This window comes from Candidatus Contendobacter odensis Run_B_J11 (genome assembly GCF_000531125.1).
GTDB lineage: Bacteria > Pseudomonadota > Gammaproteobacteria > Competibacterales > Competibacteraceae > Contendibacter > Contendibacter odensensis.
The window spans coordinates 16,780-38,075 of sequence record NZ_CBTK010000077.1; the positions used below are offsets into that span (position 1 = coordinate 16,780).

The window sequence follows — 21,296 nt, forward strand, 5'->3', positions numbered from 1 at the left end:
GCCGTGTGCTTGGTCAGCCGCTTAAACTTAGGCTTCTACCACCGGAATCTTGCCGATCCTGATCTGCCATTCTTTCGGCCCGGTCTTATGCACACTGGATCCCTGCGAGTCCACCGCAACAGTGACCGGCATATCCTTCACCTCGAACTCGTAAATCGCCTCCATGCCGAGATCGGCGAAGGCCAGAACCTTGGAGGCTTTAATCGCCTTGGAGACCAGATACGCCGCGCCGCCCACCGCCATCAGGTAAACCGCCTGGTTGTCCTTGATCGCGTCAATCGCGATCTGACCGCGTTCGGATTTGCCCACCATGCCCAACAGGCCGGTCTGTTCCAGCATTTGCCGGGTGAATTTATCCATGCGGGTGGCAGTGGTGGGACCGGCAGGGCCGACCACTTCGTCACGCACCGGATCGACCGGGCCGACGTAGTAAATGAAGCGGTCGGTGAAATCCACCGGCAATTTCTGTCCCTGATTCAGCATGTCGGTCATCCGCTTGTGAGCGGCGTCGCGACCGGTGAGCAGCTTGCCATTCAGCAACAGCACTTCGCCCGGCTTCCAGCTTGCTACCTCCGCGCGGGTCACGGTGGACAGATCGACCCGGCGTGCGTTGGTTGGCGCATAGGTCAACTTCGGCCAATCGGCCAGACTCGGTGGTTCCAGCTTCACCGGGCCAGTACCGTCAAGGTGGAAATGCACATGACGGGTCGCAGCGCAGTTGGGCACCATCGCGATAGGTAAATTGGCGGCGTGGGTCGGATAGTCCAGCACCTTGACATCCACCACCGTGGTCAGGCCACCCAAACCCTGAGCGCCAATGCCGAGCGCGTTGACCTTCTCGTACAGCTCGATACGCAATTCCTCGGCGCGGTTGGAGGGGCCGCGTGCAATCAATTCCTGAATGTCCACCGGCGCCATCAGCGATTCTTTCGCCAGCAGCAGCGCTTTTTCCGGGGTGCCACCGATGCCGATGCCGAGGATGCCTGGCGGACACCAGCCGGCACCCATGGTTGGCACGGTCTTTAGCACCCATTCGACCAGATTATCGGACGGATTCAGCATCGCGAACTTGGATTTCGCCTCCGAACCGCCACCCTTGGCTGCACAGATCACTTCCAGATGGTGACCGGGGACGATTTCGTAATGCACGACCGCTGGGGTGTTGTCCTTGCTGTTGACGCGCTTGCCGGCCGGATCGAGCAGCACCGAGGCGCGCAGTTTGTTATCCGGGTCGAGATAGGCGCGGCGCACTCCTTCGTTCACCATCTCCTGCACACTCAGCGTTGCATCCCAGCGCACATCCATCCCGACTTTGAGGAAAACCAGCGCGATACCCGTGTCCTGGCAGATGGGGCGATGGCCTTCGGCGCACATCCGCGAGTTGATCAGAATTTGAGCGATAGCGTCCTTGGCCGCTGCGCTTTCTTCGCGCTCGTAGGCTTGCGCCAGCGCCTTGATATAGTCAACCGGGTGGTAGTAGCTGATGTACTGAAAGGCGTCGGCGATGCTCTGAATGAAATCGTCTTGGCGAATGGTGGTGGTGATGCTCTGGACGAGATCTTCCTGGCGAATGGTGGTCATGATGTGCTCTCACAGGCGGGGAATGGGGGCGCGGGGCTGCGCCCGGAACGGGTTGTGCGTCGCTATTTTAACAGCATTGCGCCGGGCGGCAGTGAGGAAGGAACAGGCCGGATGCTTGCTGGCCGTTCCATCACTCGGAGATCGTTTCAACCCTTTGTTCCACTTAAAATCCACGCGCTTCGCGGATGTAATCGTAAGCTGCGGTGATCTGGCGGGTTTTTTCGGTAGCGCGAGCTAGAACTGCCGACGAAACCCCGCTGGCCGCCAGCTTGTCGGGGTGGTGCTGCTTGATCAGGCGGCGATAGGCCAGTTTGATTTCGTCAGGGCTGGCGTCACGCTTCAATCCCAATACACTATAGGCCTGAGCTGTGGAGTTGACGGCGGTGGTCGGGCGTCGGTCGTGGGGCCGCTGCCGGTGTGCGTGATCATCGCTGCCGTGCCCGCCCGAAGTATGTTGCTGGGTCCAGCGCTGGGCGCGAAACAGGGTGTGCAAGGCTTCAAATTGCAGGCGGGCAATACCCAGTTGTTCGGTGATGTAAAGCAGTCGGGTATGCGTCTGCGGATGAAGACTGCCGTCGGCATAGGCGACATTCAGCAACGCATCCAACCACGGTTGCACCAGCGCGGGACGGCTACGATAAGCGCGCTGGAAGGCTTCGAGCGCGGCGTCCAGGGCAAAATCCGGTTGTTTGCCTTCGGTAAAACAGTCAATCGCGGTACGCCGCTGTCCAGCGCTCAATTGCATGTGATCCATGAGGGCGCGGGCGGTAGCAATTTCCTGCTCCGACACCCGGCCATCCGCCTTGGCGAGGTGCCCCATGACCTGGAATGCGGTGATGATAAAAGTAATCTGGGTATGATCGCCGCCCTCGGCAGCGGTCGGCGCTGCCACTTTTTTCTGATCGCCCTGATCGAAATTATGGCCGACCGCTGCCCCGATCAGCGCCCCCAAGGGTCCGCCCACCATAAACCCGAACGCTCCACCAAACAGTTTTCCAAACACGATGATCTTGATGCCTCGCTGGATCAAATGAAATGCCTGGCTCCAGAGATCGGAACCGTGCGGATTAACCTTTTAGATAGATCGCGTCGTCGTAGGTTTTCAGCCAGTCGGGCCGCACTCCGATGAGGGCGGTGATCGTCATCCCATTGAGCAACCCTTCCGGAAACAGGTACAGCGGCACAAAGGGCAGATAGTCGCTGCTGATGCGGTGGAAGCTATAGGTTTCGGTAGCGACGAGCAGAACCACCAGCGCCAGCACCGTCGCAGCGGCGGCCAGCATGGCATTGAAGAAGGCGCACAGGAAAATATAAATGAACAAGTGGTGCGGCAGATAGCGGTAAACCAGGGCATAAATGCCGTAACTGACCGAAACCGGTAGTACCCCGATCAATAAGGCGTTCAACGCCAGCGCCGACCAGTCGCCGGTGGTGAACGTCACGGCCACCATCACCAGGCCGACCCCGATGACGCCCAGCGACCAGCCGAACATCAGGGTGTACACAGTGACGCCCAGAAAGTGGAAACCCAGCGCTGGACGGACGCCGACGGCGAAGCTCCAGATCAGAAACAGTCCGAGCGAAGCGCCCGCGAACACATGCTGGCGGGTGGAATGGGCCAGAAAAGCGCGCCACGGGGCGGATCGCACCGCCTGCACCAGTACCAGCAGCCAGATGAAGTCGGCGAACAACAGCAGATCGCTGGAAAGTAAAAGGTCGTTGATATGCATGGTGCAAGCATACCGGATCGGCGAAAGTGCAACAGTGCGGAAAATCAGCGCGAACAGCCAGTGCGCCCCCTGTCGGCCCTTGGGGTTACAGCAACTTTCCTTCTTTCCCCAGAATGACGAAGGAAAGTAGCCGGGCGAGATTCTTGGGTTAAAATCCTCAACTTCAAGCGTTTTATTTAACCAAGGAGTTGTCCATTCATGGCCGTGTCCACTATCGCCCCGCCCGATATTCAGAGTCTGCCGCTGGTTTATCGCGGCAAGGTCCGCGATCTGTACGCGTTGGATGACCGGCACCTGCTGATGGTGGCGAGCGACCGGCTGTCGGCTTTTGACGTGATCCTGCCGACGGCAATTCCCGGCAAGGGCGCGGTGCTGACCGCGGTTTCCAATTTCTGGTTTGCCCGTACCCGCCACATCATCCCAAATCATCTGCAACTCGCTGGGAGGACATTGGCGCAGGTGTTGCCTGATCCCGGCGAACGCGCCCGCATCGCCGATCGGGCGGTGGTGGCGCGACTGCTCAAAGGCTTGCCGGTAGAGGCTATCGTGCGGGGTTATCTGATCGGTTCAGGTTGGAAGGATTACCAGCGCAGTGGGGAGGTATGCGGCATCGCCTTACCGGCAGGATTGCGACTGGCCGACCGCTTGCCCGAACCGATTTTCACGCCCTCCACTAAGGCGGCGCTGGGTGCGCATGATCAGAATGTGAGCTTTGCGACCATCGCCGGGCAGATCGGAGTCGAGTTGGCAGAGCGGGTGCGGGCGGTGAGTCTGCAACTGTATCGGGAAGCGGCGGACTACGCCTTGGCGCGGGGCATCATTATTGCCGACACCAAGTTCGAGTTCGGGCTGGACGAGCACGATCAACTGGTGTTGATGGATGAGGCGCTGACCCCGGACTCTTCACGGTTCTGGCCGGCGGATGAGTACCAGCCCGGCGTCAATCCACCCAGTTTCGATAAGCAGTTCGTGCGCGATTATCTGGAAACGCTGGATTGGGATAAACAGCCGCCGGGACCGGAGCTGCCGCCGGAGATTGTCGCCCGAACCGTCGCCAAGTATCGCGAGGCGCTGGAGCGGCTGACAGGGGCGGTTTGAGCGTAGCCATTAGCAATCATGGGTGCTGATGACTAGCCGATCCAGCCGGTCATGGTCCAGGATATGAAGGTATAACTAATGGCGTAGATAGTGCCGACCCAGAGCGGAATGTTGAGGGCGTGACGCAGGATGTGAGCCATGATCGCGATGCTCCAGCCCATCAATCCCAGCAGCAGCATCGAGGGTAAAACCGAATCCCCTTCGGGGCCTTGCTGAACGATCCAGACCATCAATGGCAATGCCAACACCGCCATCAGCACCCCGACCCCCGTCAGAGCGCTCAGGGTCTGCCCGAAGCGTTGGGGATATCGGCGCAGCGACAACGCCAGATAGAGCAACCCGGCCAGCAGCGCCAGGTCCAGCAGAATTTGCGGGATCGCTATCGAGGACGGCGTACTCAATCGCAGCACCACAAAACCGGAGAGTGCGTAAGCCAGCGCGCATACTTTTAATAGCATCGCCGAGGCCGGCACATCCTGTGGCCCCTTGCGGAACAGGCAAATATCGAGGAATAAATCGAAGAGGGCGCGCATGGCGTCACTGTCGCGTCACGGAAGCATTCGCCGAAGCGGCAGCGTTGAACAGGTCGGCAAAGGAATTACAGTTGGACATGGTGGAATCAAGTCGGTGGGGTCGGCAGGGCGATGCAAGCTCGAATTGTACCGCACTGTAAAACGGCAAGCGAAACTATGACCTACGGCATCGCTGCTTCCAGCAGGGTTTGCAGCAACTCGCGGGTTTCCTGGCGGGTGGGATCATTCGGCGGTAACCGCTTTTGCGCCTCGCGCAAGGCTCCGACCCCCAGCCGCACCTGCACCAGACCGAGATTATGCAAGGTGCGGGCATCGTCACGGCGGCGCAGGGACTCCCGGTAAGCCCGTTGCGCCGAATCCAACCGGCCTTGTTCGGCGTAAAGATTACCCAACTGGAACCACGGTGCGGCATCGTTCGGGGTCAAACGGATCAATTGCAGGTAGTAGCCCTCTGCCACATCCCAGCGACCGGTGGCATACGCCTGTTGGGCGCGTTCGGCGATGAAGGCCGGATCGGAGGATAACGCGGTAGCAGTGGACGGCGGCGGGGTTGAAGCCACAGACTCAACCGACGAACGGGTGGCAGGCGCAGGGAGAGTCAGACCTGCCGGCGTGGCGCAACCCGCCAACATGGTGCATAAGGCCAACAGCGGAAGGGTCGGGTTCATGGCCCAAACGTCGCAGCTCTCGCTACGCCGCATCCGGCCCGGCAATGACGCGCAGCCCCTGAAAGATCAAATCCGGTTCCCACTGATACGAGGCTTGCAGGAAAGGCAACACCGCTCCGGCATCACCGCCGGTCAGCAGCCGGGGGCCCTCGCCGGCAACGACTGCCATTCGTGCAGTAATGCCGTCAATCGCAGCAGCGACCGCATAGGCTGATCCGCCCCAGACCGCGTCGCGGGTGCTTTGACCGAACAGTCGCGTCTGCCCGTCCTCTGGGGGAATTTGCTGGGTGTCCCGATACAACGCCTCGCGCATCAGCCGCATTCCCGGAATGATCACGCCACCTAAATGCCGTCCATCAGCGGCTAAGGCGTCAATCGTGATCGCGGTGCCGCAATCCACCACACAGCAATTTTGCCCGGTGATCGCCCGCGCCGCGATCATCGCCACCCAGCGATCTGCGCCCAGCCGTTCCGGTTCGGCATAAGCGTTGCGGACGCCACACGCCGCCGCCGTCGAAACTACGAATTCCGCCTCAATGGCCCAGTTTTTCCAAATCCAGCTTGCTAAACCTGCACGCGCTTCGGTTCCCGCCACGTTGACGATGATCGCTCGTGCTGGACGTTTCAGCGATCCCCACAGCCGCGCCGCCAGCTCCGCCCAATGTTCCGCGCCGTGGCTGGCTTGGCCCCGCGCCTGAAATTGACCGCGTTCGTCGATCAGCCATTTGATCCGGCTATTACCCACATCCGCCAACACCATCACCGTGCAATCCTCAAGCTGATTTCACCACCAATATAGGGTGTGATCCGACCATCGGCGGTTTCCAGCAATAAAGCACCCGTCGCATCCACTCCTCGGGCAGTTCCGATCACGGGGGTATTCGGTAAATTCAAGCGCACTGGCTGTCCTGCCACCCGATCGAAGCAGGCCCATTCAGCGGCCAGATCGGTAAAGCCGCTGTGTTGAAATCGGGCAAAGGTTTCGATTAATTCGCTGATTAACAAAGCAGCCAAAGAGTTACGCGATAACCGATCCACGCCCAGGATTTCCGCCAAATCCACCCAAGGCTGATCAATCGCTATGGCCTGCGACTTCGGCAGCGCCACATTCAAACCGACCCCGGCCACCACATAAAACGCGCCGGCTTTACCGCCGGATTCCAGCAGAATACCGCCCAGCTTGCGCCCGCGCCACCACACATCATTGGGCCATTTCAGCCCAACTTCGGTGACGCCGATCTGACGCAGAGTGCGGGCTACGGCGATGCCGGTCGCCAGACTCAGGCCGCTGAGTGCCGCCGCCGATACGGGGAATCGCCACAGCAGCGAACCAGCCAGACCCGCAGCAAACGGTGACAGCCAGGATCGTCCTTGCCGGCCCCGCCCCGCCTGCTGCTGTTCAGCCAGGCAGACCGAACCGCTCGGCCAATCCTCATGAACCTTGGACAGCAAATAGCTGTTGGTGGAATCCAGCACCGGATACACCTCCAACTGACTTAGCCCGGCGCGGGCTGCGTCCGTCAGTCCCGCCACAATGCAATCCCGATCCAGCAGTTCCAACATAACATCCATCACTCCAACCTCACTCCAGTGGCCTTGCCACCGGTCGGTTTTCGACTATGCCGTAGAGACCGTTGATGGGGGTTGCAGAGGTCAGCAACGACTAATCCTGTTGACTAAGAACAGCGACCGGGAATTCATTGACGAGTGAATGCCCATCAAAAAAACCGGCAAACGCTTGGCTATTGATCTGTTGTCGCAAATCATCCTGCATAATTTTCCCAACCATCTTCCACTGGTACAGCGCATCCTTGGTTTCCTTGTACACCGCCTCCAGCGTATCCCCTTCTTTGAGAATGCGGTGCCGTTAAGCGACCTCCCATTCTATCCGGGTTTGCTGTTGCGCGGCTTCAACCCGGCAGCAGACAATCGCCGAGGTACAGTGTGGCGTTTCCGATGATGGCGGGTTGGGGTAGGGTCATGGTTGCAGTTGAACAGGACTTTCGCCAAGCCCCTTAAATTCGTCATACCCGCGAAAGCGGGTATCCAATTTTTTCAGTGGCTTACTGGATTCCCGCTGACGCGGGAATGACGGAAAGCGAAAGTCCTGTTGAATTTACTAGAGGATGAGTATACTGAAATGACCTAGTGGGCGGTTATCAGGCTGACTTGGCCTTTGCTCTATGCACTGATGAGCCAACGGGGGTCGCCAACCTCGCACCCACTAGCGCACCTTCACCGCGCCCAAGGGCGGCTTTTTCTTCGTATTCTTGAACAGGGTCAAGAAAAAGTTTTCATCACCCGATTGAGTCCGTTTCAGCGCAGCGCGATACACGACGCTATCAATGAGCAAGTAAATCAGGCGTTCAGGCTTATTGTGTAGTTGCCAAACCTCCCCTTGATCCAGAATATGCGGGATTTTTTGGTAGTCCTGCAACTGAATTTCTGGATGCTTTTCCAAATGTTCCTTTAAGGAACGGGCAGAAAGTTTGACCGCACTGGATTTTGTCCCTAGCGTATCCATGTCTTCATGTCTTCATGTCTTCATGTCTTCATGTCTTCATGTCGCAACACTCCGACCGGATAACTTCCTGTTATTTCTTGCTCGAAAAATTGGGTCCTGTAAATTTTCCTGTGATGGCGAGGGTTAGCAGCGCCAGGCTAAGGCGTTGACTGCATCTAACCTATTGATCCAACCAAGTGATATTCATTTTACCTGCCTGCCCCACAATTCCGATCACAGGAAAATTTACAGGAGGAAAAATTGCTTGTTGGACAATTTTTAGCGCCTGATCAAAAGGCAACGATTCTATTTGCTTCGAGTATCGCTGGGCGGCCTCTGTGACACGTTGTTCAATCAGGGTTAGGATAGGAGTCAGTAACATAGGCTGGGAGTGTACCCCATCCCCGACCATCTTCCACTGGTACAGCGCATCCTTGTCTTCCTTGTACACCGCTTCCAGAGTATCCCCCTCTTTGATAATGCGATTAAGTTTCTCCACGCTTCCCGCGCAAAGTAATCGCAGGTATCCGTTTTAGGATGCTTTGCTGCTCATGCTGTACTGCAAATACTCTAATCGCTTTTCACCCATCCATTCCCGGCTTTGCTGCTCTACATAGCTTCGATGCAATTCGGTTCGGGCGATGCGATTAGCATAACAGCGGTTGCACTCGTAGAACGCGGTCTTTAAGACTTTCCCCAGCGCCTCAATCCTGCTTCCTGCTCTCGAATCGCTTGCAGAGCGCTTGTGTCTAGCGGCGCAGGCGATGGCATGGCTTTGCCATTTTTGTCATGCGCCTTGAGCTGTTCGCAAAAGGCGCGAATCGTGGGGATGAAGCAAAAGTCCTGGGTTTAAGGCGGCCTACGCCAAATACACCCGTTCCAGCGCCCCGCGTGAAACATTGCCCTTACCATCCTCCGCCTCGAGGTAATAGCGCACATCACCCACGCCGATAGGCAACTTGGCGGTGAAGTAATGCGCGGTCATCGCTGCGCCAGTCTGCGACGGATAGGGGCCGTTATCGGTCATCGCGATGCTGGTTTCACCGGTGGCGGTGCGCAGTACCAGCGTCACCCGTTTCAGGCCGCTGATGTCGTGAACGAAGCTATGCACCGTTCCTTCACGCGGCGCGTCGAGCAAACAGCCTTGGCCCCAGCGCTTGCCACCCGGATTTTCCGGCGTCACCCACGGCGCGAAAATAGTCGGGCCGGTGCGATCCTTGCCGGCGGCCAGCAGCGCATCCACCGCGCTCTTGACCATGCCATAGCCTTTGTTAGCGGCGTTGGTGACCTGCTGATCCCAAACATGCTGCCCGGTCCAGTACCAGTAGCAACTGGTTTCGGCGGCCAGCATCAGCCAGTTAATATCGTCCAGCCACGGCTTGCCGGGATCGGCGTCCTCCAGCGAGTGAACCACGTTCTGGAACGCGGTCAGCACCGCCCAGGAATTCAAATCGGGCGAATAGGGCTGGTCGTAACGGCTGAACCACTTCATGAACTGCGGATCGCCGTTATCGGCGCCGCTCCATGAACCCGGCTCAATGTGCGCGGCCTGTGAAGGATCGGGCGGGAAACGGTCCAGATAATCATTCACTGTGGTCAGTTCAAACCGCGCGTCCTCCTGTAACCAGTGCACCAGTTGCCCGGTGTTGTGGTTGTAATAGCTGTCGGCGCCGCCGCCGTGGTTATCGCCATCGGAATGCAGCAGGAAGAATGGCGGATGTTTAGGATCAAAGTTACCCGTATCGACAATCTGGTTATAAACCTGGCCCAGCACATCGGGATATTGCAGCGCCCCGAAACCGCCCCGCGCATCTTCGTTGCCGATATAGCGTTCGGCGGGTACTGCGATGATTTTGTGCACCTTGCCGTCCGGGTCTTCGTATTGCACATATTCCGGGCGCAATAGACTCGGCGAAATCCGCGAACCGGCCCAGATATTGCGCAATTGCAGCCAGTCATTCACCGGTGGATTGACCTGCTCAGCGGGATTGGGCGGCAACATGCCCTCGTTGATTCCGGCGTAGGGATAGTCCTGGCACGCCCGGAAGCGATGGATGGAGTCATAGATCACCGCTTTGACCCCGGCCTGATTCAGCGCAGGAATCATCCGCACATGAAACGCCGTCTCCGGCGGAAACATCACGTTGGAGGCTTCGATGCCGAACGCAGTGCGGATGATGCCGCGATGCCATTCGACCTGCTTCACGATGTCGCGGGCCGGGATCAGTGCCATCAGCGGATGGAAAAAGCCGAAGGCGCTGAAATCCACTCGTGGATGACCCAGCGCGGTCTTTTCCTGAGCAACGGCGCGCAGATCGTTATTCCAGCCGCTGAAACGCCCGCCGCACAGTCCTTCGGCGGCGCAGCGATCCAGTTGCTCGATCAGTGAACCGCTCCAACTGGTGGACAGTCCGGCGTGAGGCAGACCGCCGCCGATGTATTGGCGCGCGGCAGTCGGGATGAAGTAAGTGTAAGGGCCACCTCGCGCCCCGAAAATCCCATCCTTTTCACCGTCCCAGTAATAGCGGTCGGTGGTGTTGTAATAGGGCTGGTGCATGTGTTTGTGAATGCCGAAATACAGCTTGACCGCTGTATCGCCCGGCCCGCTCGCCACCCGAATCACTGGCTTGGCCTTGGCGCTTGGCGCGATTCGCAGTTGGCGGAATTCCTTGAGCCAGTCGCCGCCGCCCGATTGGCGAATATCGGCTTTGCGGCAACCTTCCGCCTGCACATTGATCTCGCCCGGCCATAGCAGCCCGGCGGCAATGTGGGCGGTGTAGTGGTATTCGCTGCCGACGATGGTTTCCTTGAGCGCCTCGCCGTTGATCAGGCGTTGCCCGTCTGGGGCATGCAGGATCAACTGGGCGAACGGAATCATCCCGTCAGCGACGAAGGTGATGGAAAAAGCCGGATTCTTGCCGGAGTCATCGCATTGCAGCGCTTCGGGTAGATCAATCCGCAGGATACGGGTGAAGATGTCAGCCATTGAAAACCTCGTGGGATGGATTGGTGAGAACCTGAACCTTGCTGGATTCATTTTAGCCCGACTGGCGCGAATTGCTGCCCAAACGAATTTGAGCAGGGTGTTTGCGTTCACTACACTTGTTCAATCCAGAAACAAAATAACCAAACTTTTGCTACTGGTTCAAAAACCGTTCAGGGCCTGTCCCGCTGCCGGAAATTCGGGCGAGATGCCCAGGCTACAACTACCGGATTTAACGCTCTCATGCTGAATCTCAAGCCGAACCATAAAGCGATTCGCGGTTATTACCAGGAAGTTGAAAGCCTGCGTCAAGCAGGAGCCGTTCACGAAGGGGCCACTGCTCCAGCTTTCGCCAGTTTATTACGGCATTGCGCCGGACAATTTCCCCATTTGCGATTGATTGAGCAATATCCGCTGCCGCGTCTTAATCGCCGACCGTTGCGGGTGGATGGGGTGATTGTGGATAGTTTCATGTTGCGGTTGGGCGTGTGGGAAGCCAAAGACAATCAGGATGATTTACAACGGGAGATTCCGAAGAAATTCGCTGCCGGTTATCCCAAAGACAATATCCTGTTTCAATCGCCAGAACGATTGATTTTGTGGCAGAACGGGCGAGAAACCTTCGATGTGGATATGCGCCAGCCAGAGGCGTTGATTGAGGGTTTGCAGCAGTTTTTCGGTTATCAGCCGCCTGCTTATGCGCAATGGCAGGAAGCCGTTATTGGTTTCAAAGGCAAAGTGCAGGAGTTGGGGCAAGCGTTGCTGGCGATTATTGCCCAGGAGCGGCTTAAAAATCCGGGATTCGTGGCGGCGTTTGAGGGATTTTTTCAATTATGCCGCGATGCGGTGAATCCGAATCTATCCGTGCGAGCAGTTGAAGAAATGCTGATTCAGCATGTATTAACCGAGCGGATTTTTCGCAAAGTGTTTAACAATCCCGATTTTGTCGCCAAGAATGTGATCGCCCGCGAAATCGAGAAAGTGATTGCCGCGTTGACTGCCCGTTCGTTCAGTCGTGAACAGTTTTTACGCGGTCTGGATCATTGTTATCGGGCACTCGAAATCACCGCCGCGACGATTGAAGATTATCGGGAAAAGCAGAGTTTTCTGAATGCGGTTTACGAGCAGTTTTTTCAGGGCTTTGCTATTGATGTCGCCGATACTCACGGCATTGTTTACACCCCGCAACCGCTGGTCGATTTTATGGTGCGGTCGGTGGCGGAACTGTTGCAGCGGGAATTTGGCCGGTCGCTGTCGGATCGCGGGGTGCATCTTCTCGATCCATTTGTTGGAACCGGCAATTTTATCACCCGGATTTTGCGGGAGATCGATCCGGTGGCGCTGAAAGAGAAGTACGCCGAGGCGCTGCATTGCAATGAATTGTTGCTGCTGCCCTATTACATCGCCAGCCTGAATATCGAACATGCCTATTTTGAAGCCACCGGCGACTATCAGCCGTTTGAAGGCTTGTGTCTGGTGGATACCTTTGAATTGGCGGAAGATCGCCAACATGCGTTTGGGTTTCTCACAGCGGAAAATACCGAGCGGGTGAACCAGCAAAAAGCCGCACCCATTTTCGTGATTATCGGCAATCCGCCGTATAACGCCGGACAGGTTAATGAAAACGACAATAACAAGAATCGTAAATACCCGGTGGTGGATCGCTGGGTGGCCGAACGCTATGCAGCAGGTTCCAAAGCCACTAATAAGAATGCGCTGAGCGATCCGTATGTTAAAGCCTTTGCCTGGGCGACCGAGCGGTTGCGGAAACAGCCGCAGGGTATGATCGCTTTCGTCACTAATAATGGCTTCCTGGAAGGGATTGCTTTTGATGGAATGCGTAAACGCCTGGCTGAAGAGTTCTCCAGTATTTATTTATTGGATTTGGGCGGCAACGTGCGTAAAAATCCTAAATTGTCCGGCACTACCCATAATGTATTTGGGATTCAAGTCGGCGTGTGCATCAGCTTTCTGGTGAAAAAGGAACTATCGAAGTCAACCCGTATTTATTACGCCCGCACTGATGAGTTCTGGCGCAAAGAGGAGAAATATAAATTTCTGGAACAGCAGGATCACTACGCAAACGTGGAGTGGCGAGAAATTCAGCCGGATAAAAAAGAGACTTGGCTGACTGAAGGGCTACAGGCTGATTTTGAGAGCTTTGCCGCGCTGGGCAGCAAAGAACAAAAAGCCAATACGCAAGAAACCGAAGGCGTGATCTTCAGGATTTTTAGCAATGGCGTTAAAACTAATCGAGATACCTGGGTTTATAATTTCAGCGCTATTGAGCTTGCCAAAAATATTAAAAAGACGATGGAAAGCTATAACGATCATGTTTTGAAGTGGAAAAGTCTGATTGAAAAACCCAAGATAGACGATTTTGTTTCTTATGACGATAGAAAAATTAGTTGGAGTCGCGATCTTAAACTGGATTTAGAGCGCTGTAAGTTTGCTGAATTTCATAAGGATAAAATAAGAAACTCTTTATATCGCCCATTCAGCAAAAAGAGTCTTTTCTTTGACAGGGTAATGAACGAAGAGGTCTATGTTTTTCCCTCCATTTTTCCCGATGTGTCATCAGAGCAGGAAAACAGAGTTATTTGTCTACCCAGTATTGGAGGAAGAACCGGTTATTGGTGTATCTGTACGAATATTATTCCCAATTTATCGATCATTACCGTAGATGCTAACCAATGCTTCCCCTTCTACACCTACAGCGAAGACGGGCAAAACCGCCGGGAGAACATCAGCGATTGGGCGCTGGATGCTTTTCGCCAGCATTACCACGATTCCAGCATTGATAAATGGGCTATTTTTCACTACGTCTACGGCTTGCTGCATCATCCCGCATACCGCCAGAAATACGCCGCCAATCTCCGCCGTGAATTGCCACGCATTCCTTACGCCCCGGATTTCCGGGCCTTTTGCCACGCCGGACAGGAATTGGCGGCGCTGCATGTCGATTACGAACAGCAGCCGGAATATCCATTGAAACGCATTTATGCGCCTGGCCAGTCGCAGGATTGGCAAGTGCGGAAAATGCGCCTGAACCCGGATAAAACCGCCTTGATTTACAACGACTGGCTGATGCTGACTGGCATTCCCGCTGAAACCTTTGACTATCGGCTCGGCAATCGCTCGGCGCTGGATTGGGTGATTGAGCAATATCAGGTGAAGACTGACCCGCGCAGCGGAATTATCAACGATCCCAATCGCCCCGACGATCCGCATTATATCTTGCGCTTAATCGCTCAAGTGATTCAGGTCAGCGTCGAGACGGTGCGGGTAGTGAAGACGCTGCCGGATAAGATTTAGCCGGTAACGCATCGCGCAGCACCAAACGGGCGGCGAGGAATGCCAGCGTTGCGCCAAGCGTCGAGGCGAAAAAAACGAGTACTGTGCCCCACCCCAGGCCGAAAATTGCCCCGGCGACCAGCGTCAGAAACATCGCGCCAGGCACTGACAGCCTGGTGATAACCACATACCCGGTGAAAAACAGCAGCACCGTCAGCACCGGTTGCTCCGCCTGATAGATCGCCAGCATCGCTTGTTGGGCTTTGAGGGTGTCAAGATTGAAAAAGCGGCCGAGATCGAGCGCGAAGAAAGTGGCGATCAGGCCGGCCAGCAGCAGCAGGATGGAGAATCGGTTAAGGTTCATGCAGGTTCTCCAGAACGGTAGCGGAATCGGGAGTCAAATAAAGCAGCATAGACTGCTTGAGTGTACGCACCCTTGCGACTCCCGGATGCAATGCCGCCGCAATGGATAAATTCGGGATGCGTTTTCCCCACGAATTGTCTTTAATAACGGTTATTACGCCGGGAGGGGTAGCGGGTTTCAGCCTAGCCGGCTCCCAACCGTCAAACCGATCATGTTCATCCTCAGCGGGAGACGCAATCACGTTTCCCGCCTACTTCAACCCGAAATCGAATGAAGGAGTGCCCGGTGGAACGCGAAAGTATGGAATATGACGTGGTTATTGTCGGCGCCGGTCCAGCCGGCCTGACCGCAGCCATCCGCCTGAAGCAACTGGCGGCAAAACACGACCAGGACATCAATGTCTGCGTCATCGAGAAAGGTTCCGAGGTCGGCGCGCATATCCTGTCCGGCGCAGTGCTGGAACCACGCGCCCTGAACGAGCTGATCCCGGACTGGAAGGAACGGGGCGCGCCGCTCAACACTCCGGCGGCGAAAGACCATTTTCTGTTGCTGACCCGCGAAACCTCGTACCGGCTGCCCACTCCGCCGCAGATGCACAATGACGGCAACTACATCATCAGTCTGGGCAATTTTTGCCGCTGGCTGGCGACGCAGGCGGAGGAACTGGGCGTGGAAATCTACCCCGGTTTTGCTGCCGCCGAGGTGCTTTACAACGACGATGGGGTCGTGGTTGGAGTGGCGACCGGCGATATGGGCCGCGACCGGCAGGGCGAACCGACCGAGCGTTTCGCGCCGGGGATGGAACTGCGCGCCCGTTACACCCTGTTTGCCGAGGGCTGTCGCGGATCGCTGACCAAGACCCTGTTCGACCGCTTCAAACTGCGCGAGGACGCCGACCCGCAAGCCTACGGCATTGGCATCAAGGAACTGTGGGAAGTCGATCCGGCGCAACATCAGCCGGGCAAGATCGTCCACACCGTCGGCTGGCCGGTGGACTCCAAAACCTATGGCGGTTCCTTCATCTACCATCTGGAAAATAACCAGGTTGCGGTCGGCTTCGTGATCGGGCTGGACTACGAAAATCCGTACCTCAGCCCCTTTGAGGAATTCCAGCGCTTTAAGACGCATCCTGACATCCGTCCCACCTTCGAGGGGGGTCGACGCATCGCCTACGGCGCCCGTGCGCTGAGTGAGGGTGGATTGCAGTCCATTCCCAAGTTGACCTTCCCCGGCGGCCTGTTAATCGGCGATACCGCCGGTTTCCTCAACGTGCCCAAGATTAAGGGTACCCATACGGCGATGAAATCTGCGATGGTCGCGGCGGAAGCAGTGTTCGCGGCGGTGAGCGCCGGGCGCAGCGGCGATGAAGTTATCGCCTATCCGGCACAATTACGGCAAAGCTGGCTGTGGGAGGAACTGAAGGAGGTGCGTAACATTCGGCCTTCGTTCCGCTGGGGGCTGTGGCTCGGCATTGCCTATTCGGCGCTGGAAACTTATGTGTTTCGGGGCAAAGCGCCGTGGACGCTGCGCCAGCACGCCGATCACACCGCGCTAAAGAAGACCAGCGAGTGCCCGAAGATTGAGTATCCCAAACCGGATGGCAAGGTGAGTTTTGACCGGCTGTCGTCGGTGTTCATCGCCAACACCAATCACGAAGAAATTCAGCCCTGCCATTTAACCCTGAAAGATGCGACGGTGCCGATTCGGATTAATCTGGCGCTATACGATGCACCGGAGCAGCGCTATTGCCCGGCGGGGGTGTACGAAATCCTGCGGGATAGCGAGAACACGCCACGGTTGCAGATCAATGCCCAGAACTGCGTCCACTGCAAAACCTGCGACATCAAGGACCCCACCCAGAACATCAACTGGATCACGCCGGAAGGCGGCGGCGGGCCGAATTACCCGAATATGTGAGAGTTTCAGCAGCGGGATTGCGTCCGCCGCGCTCACAAAAAAGCCTCTTCCCAGCGCTGGGAAGGGGCTTTTCACTCTATCCCAAGCATCATTGTCAGGATTTTTTACACCGCCTTCAAATCCGCCCAATATCGCCACAAAAAGTTTTAATTCATTGATATAAATAAAATAGTTTTCATAAATCCCCTCTTGGAAGTACGTTATTAATGGCTCTGATTCGAGTTTTCGGGTTGGGAACACGAATAATGCCGCCGTTTTTGTCAGAAAATTTTACGCTGCAATAAGTAGGGACTCTTAACCGCATAGCTATTGAATTAGCCCGTTACTAAAAACCAACCCAATGATTTAATAACAATAACTTATTGTGCATTTGCAATAAACCATAAAAATTAAATAGCTTACCGAGAATTTCTCTATTAAAAGATCACTGTTATATTTTACAGTCATGAATATCGCTTAATAATTAACTTATTGATTATTATTATTTTATTATTGCGGAATAATAATTGCTTTGTTTTCGGTGGTCATTCACAAATCACTTTGAACGATCATTAGGAGACAGTGATGAAAAAGTATTCTCTCTTTGCGGCAGCTACGCTGGCCTCGATTTTTGCCCCATTGTCGCACTCTGTCCCATACCCATATCCATACCCTTATAAGGGCGCATCCGCTACTGGGCCATGGCAATACTCCGCAGATGGCGGTACTGGCGCTGGTTTTGCAGTGCCCGCTGGTAATATAAAAAATGGCGAATTGATTGGCTACAGTGCAGGCGTTACCCTCCCCTATAAGGTGAGCTGGGATGTACAAGCGAGCATATCATTTGGGCAACAAGCGGGGCACGTTGACGAGACTTACAAACTTTCCGCTTTTGGACAGACCAGCCAAGTAAATAAGGTTATTTGGTGGCGGTGCGAATACTATAATTCCTGTTATGGTACCACTGGAGATCACTACCCGCTTACTCCTAGTCCAAGTCTTGGAGTAGCTTTCAATAACGTACCTCGCTTTGATTCGTTTCGTAGCAGCGGAAATTCTAATTGGGCCAGCCAATACGAGAGTGCTATAACTCCATTGCTAGGCGGCACAACCGTTGACTTTTCAGTCGATAGTAAAAAGTTCGATGATAAGGGTAAAGTCGTCTCTTTTTCCAATGACTCCACGTATACCGGGGGAGGTGGCTATCAATTTCGCCCTTGGACAACTTATGATGTGTTGTCTGGTACTATCCAGCCGGAGGTAGGTACGGTCAGCCCACCCGGTGGCATCAAATACCCTAATGCCATTAGGGTCGATCCTACCCCTCTGTTTGGTTTTACCCCGAAAGAAGCGGCCAATCTGAATGATTACGATCACTTCAATTGGCTCTCAAAGATTGTACAATTCGGTACCGGACAAGCACCTGGCATGGAGGGAGAATCCCTTCTTTTTTTTCCTGAAGGTGCTAATAGTGCTGACCTCGCTACCGTCGATGGTATCTTCGGACGTAACTTTGGCCCGGATCCTGGAATCGGTTGCTACATCAGTATTTTTGACAAGTGCCCAGATGGACTCATCACCGATTTAAGCCCGCTGGTGTATGACGAAAACTTGAGCCTCCCCAAGGGACGTAAGGCCGATAACTGGAAAGGCGAAGCTGCGGACGGCTGGGGATTACGTTTTGCGGATGCCCCAAACCTCCTAACCAAAGGCCACCAAGCAGTTTTTGAGACCAGCCTGGTCGGGGTTCGCAGTAGCGGAGTAGATAATCCAGCCGATTACGATATTCTTCCCAACACTGTATTTCGTTGGACTTATACGCAGTTGGAAAATTCACCGGTGGGGTTGGGTGGAGCCGGTAAAATCATTTTGTTCAATACCGATCCGACCCAAGCTGGAATCGGCCGAATCGATTTCCTAGGTTTTGGGTCTTTCGCACACTATGGTCTCACCGTTACCGGTGATATCCCCAACAACGATCCTATTCCTTTTCCAGAATTTGGTGGCAATGGGACCGGGAATAATCCTGGAACCGGATCAGGGCAAAGTGTCAGTGAGCCGGGGGCGCTTACGCTATTTCTGACTGGAATTGCCTCGTTAGCTTTCGCGGTCCGCCGCCGTCGCGTCTAGCGCCTGCCTCAGCACCTATCAGTTTCTCATGACGGGACAGACGCGATAGAAGGGCGGTAAGGGTTGTTGCATCTGGACCCGCCGCCGAAGCGTGCGGAGACCTCGCTTGGGTAGTCCTGTAAAAAGTAGTGATGTGTCACGTTGCGATAGACAGAGTTCTGTTATAGCGATGAATAATAGAGTAATTGATTCAATCGGCTAATATCAGCGGCGCTTAACCCTTGCACTTCGCCCAGATTACTGGCCCCAATAATCAGCAAACCACCGCCGCAATTGGCAAACGCTACTAAATCGTCGGTTTCGTTCATGCTCATCTTTTAACAAATCCTTGGTAATTGCTCTCCGCTCAGCCAATCCACCAAGCGTCGCCCGCCAAATACGGTTTCCATCTCCACGAAGCCGTGCGCATCCGTTACTACCGATCCAATGATTGCCGCTTCCTGCCCCAATGAATGCGCCCGCATCACCGCTAATAACGGATCGGCGCATTCCGCCGGACAAATCGCCAATAATTTGCCCTCATTGGCGACATAAAGCGGGTCCAATCCCAGAAATTCACACAGGGCGCGCACCGGTTCATGCACCGGAATCGCGGCCTCGTGCAATCGCATTCCGACCCCGGATTGTTGGGCGATTTCATTCAGGGCGCTGCCCAAACCGCCGCGAGTGGGATCGCGCAGACAATGCAGTTCTGGCGCAACCGCCACCATTGTCGCCACCAAACCATGCAACGCGGCAGTATCGGACACAATCGGCGCGTCGAAACTCAGATTTTCCCGTTGCGCCATCACCGCCATGCCGTGATCGCCCAGCGAACCACTAAGCAAAATGGCGTCGCCCGGTTGCGCCCGGCTGGCGGAAATATTCACTCCAGGCGGAACCACACCAACGCCGGTAGTGGTAATAAACACCCCGTCGCCCTTGCCACGCTCGACCACTTTGGTATCGCCGGTCACTATCGGCACTCCCGCTTGCCGCGCTGCCTGCGCCATTGAATCGACAATGCGCTGCAAATCCGCCAGCGGAAAGCCTTCTTCGAGAATGAAACTGGCAGCGAGATATAGCGGTTGCGCTCCAGCCATGGCCACATCGTTAATCGTGCCGTGAACCGACAGACAGCCAATGTCACCGCCGGGAAAGAACAGCGGCGATACCACATGGCTGTCAGTCGCCATTACCAGCCGCCCAGCGGGAACATTGAATTGGGCGCAATCATCCTGAGTCCGCAACCATTCATTATCAAAAGCCGTCAGGAACACTTCCTCAATCAATTGCGCCATGGCCCGACCCCCGCCGCCATGACTGAGTTCGACGCTGCCGTGAATAAAATCGAGTTTGCGGGTGAATAACTTGCGCGAAGGGATCATGCAGATACGCCGGGTGATGGGGTGCGGAAGCGGCCATAGTGGTAATGGGCAGCGCAGGCGCCTTCCGCCGATACCATGCAGGACCCAAGCGGATGATCGGGGGTACAGACGGTAGCAAACACTTTGCACTGTTCCGGGCGCTTGACCCCGCGCAGCACTTCGGCGCAGGCGCAGGCTTTGTGGTCGGTGGTCGCCACCACCGGCACGATAAAGCGGCGTTCGGTATCCCATTCGGCATATTCGGGCCGGATCGTCAGCGCGCTATTCGGTAACTCGCCCAAGCCGCGCCATTCAAAACTCGGTCGCAAGGTAAACACTTCGGCGACGATGCTTTGCGCCTTGCGATTGCCTTCCGGGCTAACAGCGCGGGTGTATTCGTTCTCGATCCGGGCCTCACCCGCATTCACCTGGCGAATCAGTAATAAAATCGCCTGCAACACGTCCAGCGGCTCGAAGCCGGCAATGACCAGCGGGCGGTGATATTCAGTGGCAACGAATTGATAGGGATCGCTGCCGATAATGGTACTGACATGAGCCGGGCCGATACAGCCATCCAGTTGAATTGGCGCAGGCGATTCAGCCGTATGATGCGTCGCCAGAATGGCCCGTAATGCCGGTGGAGTGAGAACGTGATTGCAATAGGCGCTGAAATTGTGCAGCCCTTCAGCCTTGGCGTGCAGAATGGCAACAGCGGTTGGCGGCGTGGTGGTTTCAAAGCCAATAGCGAAAAACACTACCGGCTGATCAGGATGAGCGCGGGCAATATCCAGCGCATCGCTGACCGAATAAACCATGCGCACATCTACCCCCCGCGCCTTGGCTTGAAGCAGAGTGTCACCTTGCGCGCCGGGCACCCGTAATAAATCGCCGTAACTGCACAAAATCACTCGCTCCCGTTCGGCCAATTCGATTACGGCTTGCAAGCGTCCACTTGGCAACACGCACACCGGACAACCGGGGCCATGAATCAACCGCACATTCGACGGTAGCAAATCCTCGATGCCGTAGCGGCAAATAGCGTGAGTGTGACCGCCGCAAAATTCCATCAGCGCATAGCCGCGCTCTGGATTCACTTCCTGGCGAATGCGGGCGGCGAGACCTTGCGCCAAGCGACCATCACGAAATTCATCAATATATTTCATGGCGGAG

At 55.7% G+C, this 21,296-nt stretch carries 21 protein-coding genes; 6 read left to right on the forward strand and 15 right to left on the reverse strand.

Annotation, left to right across the window (positions count from 1 at the left end; all coding sequences use genetic code 11):
* Positions 1–27 precede the first annotated feature (27 nt).
* The 4 genes from BN874_RS06460 to BN874_RS06470 are packed head-to-tail and all read right to left on the reverse strand — an operon-like array spanning position 28 to position 3,311.
* A complete protein-coding gene (locus tag BN874_RS06460; protein WP_051497505.1) occupies positions 28–1,581 on the reverse strand; it encodes a fumarate hydratase in 1,554 nt (517 codons plus the stop codon).
* 9 nt (positions 1,582–1,590) lie between these two features.
* Positions 1,591–1,731, reverse strand: a complete 141-nt coding sequence (locus tag BN874_RS24285; protein ID WP_154724774.1) for a hypothetical protein — start codon at positions 1,729–1,731, stop codon at positions 1,591–1,593.
* A gap of 13 nt (positions 1,732–1,744) precedes the next feature.
* A complete protein-coding gene (gene djlA, locus BN874_RS06465) occupies positions 1,745–2,611 on the reverse strand; it encodes a co-chaperone DjlA (protein WP_051497506.1) in 867 nt (288 codons plus the stop codon).
* A 37-nt stretch (positions 2,612–2,648) separates the two neighbouring features.
* Positions 2,649–3,311 (reverse strand): energy-coupling factor ABC transporter permease, encoded by a 663-nt coding sequence (locus tag BN874_RS06470; protein WP_034431604.1) that lies wholly within the window; start codon positions 3,309–3,311, stop codon positions 2,649–2,651.
* A 198-nt stretch (positions 3,312–3,509) separates the two neighbouring features.
* On the opposite strand from BN874_RS06470, the gene BN874_RS06475 reads away from it, so the two are divergent.
* Positions 3,510–4,409: a phosphoribosylaminoimidazolesuccinocarboxamide synthase gene (locus BN874_RS06475; protein WP_154724775.1), complete on the forward strand. Its 900-nt coding sequence runs from the start codon at positions 3,510–3,512 to the stop codon at positions 4,407–4,409.
* Positions 4,410–4,441: 32 nt separating this feature from the next.
* Here the strand turns inward: BN874_RS06475 and BN874_RS06480 are convergent, their stop codons facing one another.
* From BN874_RS06480 to BN874_RS06495, 4 genes are all read right to left on the reverse strand, one after another.
* Positions 4,442–4,942, reverse strand: coding sequence for a hypothetical protein (locus tag BN874_RS06480; protein ID WP_034431605.1), 501 nt, complete (start codon positions 4,940–4,942; stop codon positions 4,442–4,444).
* 161 nt (positions 4,943–5,103) lie between these two features.
* The gene (locus tag BN874_RS22285) at positions 5,104–5,610 is read right to left on the reverse strand and encodes a tetratricopeptide repeat protein (protein ID WP_051497507.1); all 507 of its coding nucleotides are present in this window, start codon (positions 5,608–5,610) and stop codon (positions 5,104–5,106) included.
* 22 nt (positions 5,611–5,632) lie between these two features.
* Positions 5,633–6,370: a type III pantothenate kinase gene (locus tag BN874_RS06490; protein WP_051497508.1), complete on the reverse strand. Its 738-nt coding sequence runs from the start codon at positions 6,368–6,370 to the stop codon at positions 5,633–5,635.
* Positions 6,370–7,182: a biotin--[acetyl-CoA-carboxylase] ligase gene (locus tag BN874_RS06495; RefSeq protein WP_051497509.1), complete on the reverse strand. Its 813-nt coding sequence runs from the start codon at positions 7,180–7,182 to the stop codon at positions 6,370–6,372. Before BN874_RS06495 ends, BN874_RS06490 begins: the two co-directional genes overlap by 1 nt.
* Before the next feature lie 139 nt (positions 7,183–7,321).
* On the opposite strand from BN874_RS06495, the gene BN874_RS24290 reads away from it, so the two are divergent.
* Positions 7,322–7,570, forward strand: a complete 249-nt coding sequence (locus BN874_RS24290) for a hypothetical protein (protein WP_154724777.1) — start codon at positions 7,322–7,324, stop codon at positions 7,568–7,570.
* A 264-nt stretch (positions 7,571–7,834) separates the two neighbouring features.
* On the opposite strand, the gene BN874_RS06500 is transcribed toward BN874_RS24290, so the two are convergent.
* From BN874_RS06500 to BN874_RS06510, 3 genes are all read right to left on the reverse strand, one after another.
* On the reverse strand, positions 7,835–8,134 hold the full coding sequence (locus BN874_RS06500; RefSeq protein WP_034431607.1) for a hypothetical protein: 300 nt from the start codon (positions 8,132–8,134) through the stop codon (positions 7,835–7,837).
* A 160-nt stretch (positions 8,135–8,294) separates the two neighbouring features.
* A complete protein-coding gene (locus BN874_RS06505) occupies positions 8,295–8,612 on the reverse strand; it encodes a hypothetical protein (RefSeq protein WP_034431608.1) in 318 nt (105 codons plus the stop codon).
* A gap of 360 nt (positions 8,613–8,972) precedes the next feature.
* The gene (locus BN874_RS06510; RefSeq protein ID WP_034431609.1) at positions 8,973–11,099 is read right to left on the reverse strand and encodes a polysaccharide deacetylase family protein; all 2,127 of its coding nucleotides are present in this window, start codon (positions 11,097–11,099) and stop codon (positions 8,973–8,975) included.
* On the opposite strand from BN874_RS06510, the gene BN874_RS06515 reads away from it, so the two are divergent.
* Together BN874_RS06515 and BN874_RS06520 are read left to right on the forward strand one after the other, a co-directional pair.
* A complete protein-coding gene (locus tag BN874_RS06515; protein WP_034431610.1) occupies positions 11,089–11,346 on the forward strand; it encodes a hypothetical protein in 258 nt (85 codons plus the stop codon). The genes BN874_RS06510 and BN874_RS06515 overlap by 11 nt on opposite strands.
* Entirely contained in the window at positions 11,340–14,411 is a 3,072-nt protein-coding gene (locus tag BN874_RS06520; protein WP_034431611.1) for a type ISP restriction/modification enzyme, read from the forward strand. Before BN874_RS06515 ends, BN874_RS06520 begins: the two co-directional genes overlap by 7 nt.
* On the opposite strand, the gene BN874_RS06525 is transcribed toward BN874_RS06520, so the two are convergent.
* Positions 14,362–14,754 (reverse strand): TVP38/TMEM64 family protein, encoded by a 393-nt coding sequence (locus BN874_RS06525; RefSeq protein WP_051497510.1) that lies wholly within the window; start codon positions 14,752–14,754, stop codon positions 14,362–14,364. The genes BN874_RS06520 and BN874_RS06525 overlap by 50 nt on opposite strands.
* Positions 14,755–15,054: 300 nt before the next feature.
* Between BN874_RS06525 and BN874_RS06530 the strand changes: the two genes are divergently transcribed.
* Together BN874_RS06530 and BN874_RS24295 are read left to right on the forward strand one after the other, a co-directional pair.
* Entirely contained in the window at positions 15,055–16,671 is a 1,617-nt protein-coding gene (locus tag BN874_RS06530) for an electron transfer flavoprotein-ubiquinone oxidoreductase (protein ID WP_034431638.1), read from the forward strand.
* Between the two features lie 564 nt (positions 16,672–17,235).
* On the forward strand, positions 17,236–18,780 hold the full coding sequence (locus BN874_RS24295) for a hypothetical protein (protein WP_154724779.1): 1,545 nt from the start codon (positions 17,236–17,238) through the stop codon (positions 18,778–18,780).
* A 161-nt stretch (positions 18,781–18,941) separates the two neighbouring features.
* Here the strand turns inward: BN874_RS24295 and BN874_RS24300 are convergent, their stop codons facing one another.
* The 3 genes from BN874_RS24300 to hypD are packed head-to-tail and all read right to left on the reverse strand — an operon-like array spanning position 18,942 to position 21,289.
* Positions 18,942–19,094 carry an AlbA family DNA-binding domain-containing protein gene (locus BN874_RS24300; RefSeq protein ID WP_154724780.1) on the reverse strand — a complete coding sequence of 51 codons (153 nt, stop codon included), beginning with the start codon at positions 19,092–19,094 and terminating at the stop codon, positions 18,942–18,944.
* Positions 19,095–19,097: 3 nt separating this feature from the next.
* Positions 19,098–20,147: a hydrogenase expression/formation protein HypE gene (hypE, locus tag BN874_RS06540; protein ID WP_034431613.1), complete on the reverse strand. Its 1,050-nt coding sequence runs from the start codon at positions 20,145–20,147 to the stop codon at positions 19,098–19,100.
* On the reverse strand, positions 20,144–21,289 hold the full coding sequence (hypD, locus tag BN874_RS06545; protein WP_034431615.1) for a hydrogenase formation protein HypD: 1,146 nt from the start codon (positions 21,287–21,289) through the stop codon (positions 20,144–20,146). The genes hypE and hypD overlap by 4 nt, the downstream gene beginning before the upstream one ends.
* Positions 21,290–21,296 lie beyond the last annotated feature (7 nt).

Excerpts from the sequence above, each read along its gene's own strand:
- BN874_RS06460 (WP_051497505.1), bottom strand. The coding sequence starts at position 1,581 with ATGACCACCATTCGCCAGGAAGATCTCGTCCAGAGCATCACCACCACC.
- BN874_RS06470 (WP_034431604.1), bottom strand. The coding sequence starts at position 3,311 with ATGCATATCAACGACCTTTTACTTTCCAGCGATCTGCTGTTGTTCGCC.
- BN874_RS06475 (WP_154724775.1), top strand. The coding sequence starts at position 3,510 with ATGGCCGTGTCCACTATCGCCCCGCCCGATATTCAGAGTCTGCCGCTG.
- BN874_RS06480 (WP_034431605.1), bottom strand. The coding sequence starts at position 4,942 with ATGCGCGCCCTCTTCGATTTATTCCTCGATATTTGCCTGTTCCGCAAG.
- BN874_RS22285 (WP_051497507.1), bottom strand. The coding sequence starts at position 5,610 with ATGAACCCGACCCTTCCGCTGTTGGCCTTATGCACCATGTTGGCGGGT.
- BN874_RS06490 (WP_051497508.1), bottom strand. The coding sequence starts at position 6,370 with ATGGTGTTGGCGGATGTGGGTAATAGCCGGATCAAATGGCTGATCGAC.
- BN874_RS06495 (WP_051497509.1), bottom strand. The coding sequence starts at position 7,182 with ATGGATGTTATGTTGGAACTGCTGGATCGGGATTGCATTGTGGCGGGA.
- BN874_RS24290 (WP_154724777.1), top strand. The coding sequence starts at position 7,322 with ATGCCCATCAAAAAAACCGGCAAACGCTTGGCTATTGATCTGTTGTCG.
- BN874_RS06500 (WP_034431607.1), bottom strand. The coding sequence starts at position 8,134 with ATGGATACGCTAGGGACAAAATCCAGTGCGGTCAAACTTTCTGCCCGT.
- BN874_RS06515 (WP_034431610.1), top strand. The coding sequence starts at position 11,089 with ATGTCAGCCATTGAAAACCTCGTGGGATGGATTGGTGAGAACCTGAAC.
- BN874_RS06510 (WP_034431609.1), bottom strand. The coding sequence starts at position 11,099 with ATGGCTGACATCTTCACCCGTATCCTGCGGATTGATCTACCCGAAGCG.
- BN874_RS06520 (WP_034431611.1), top strand. The coding sequence starts at position 11,340 with ATGCTGAATCTCAAGCCGAACCATAAAGCGATTCGCGGTTATTACCAG.
- BN874_RS06525 (WP_051497510.1), bottom strand. The coding sequence starts at position 14,754 with ATGAACCTTAACCGATTCTCCATCCTGCTGCTGCTGGCCGGCCTGATC.
- BN874_RS06530 (WP_034431638.1), top strand. The coding sequence starts at position 15,055 with ATGGAATATGACGTGGTTATTGTCGGCGCCGGTCCAGCCGGCCTGACC.
- BN874_RS24295 (WP_154724779.1), top strand. The coding sequence starts at position 17,236 with ATGAAAAAGTATTCTCTCTTTGCGGCAGCTACGCTGGCCTCGATTTTT.
- BN874_RS24300 (WP_154724780.1), bottom strand. The coding sequence starts at position 19,094 with ATGAGCATGAACGAAACCGACGATTTAGTAGCGTTTGCCAATTGCGGC.
- hypE (WP_034431613.1), bottom strand. The coding sequence starts at position 20,147 with ATGATCCCTTCGCGCAAGTTATTCACCCGCAAACTCGATTTTATTCAC.
- hypD (WP_034431615.1), bottom strand. The coding sequence starts at position 21,289 with ATGAAATATATTGATGAATTTCGTGATGGTCGCTTGGCGCAAGGTCTC.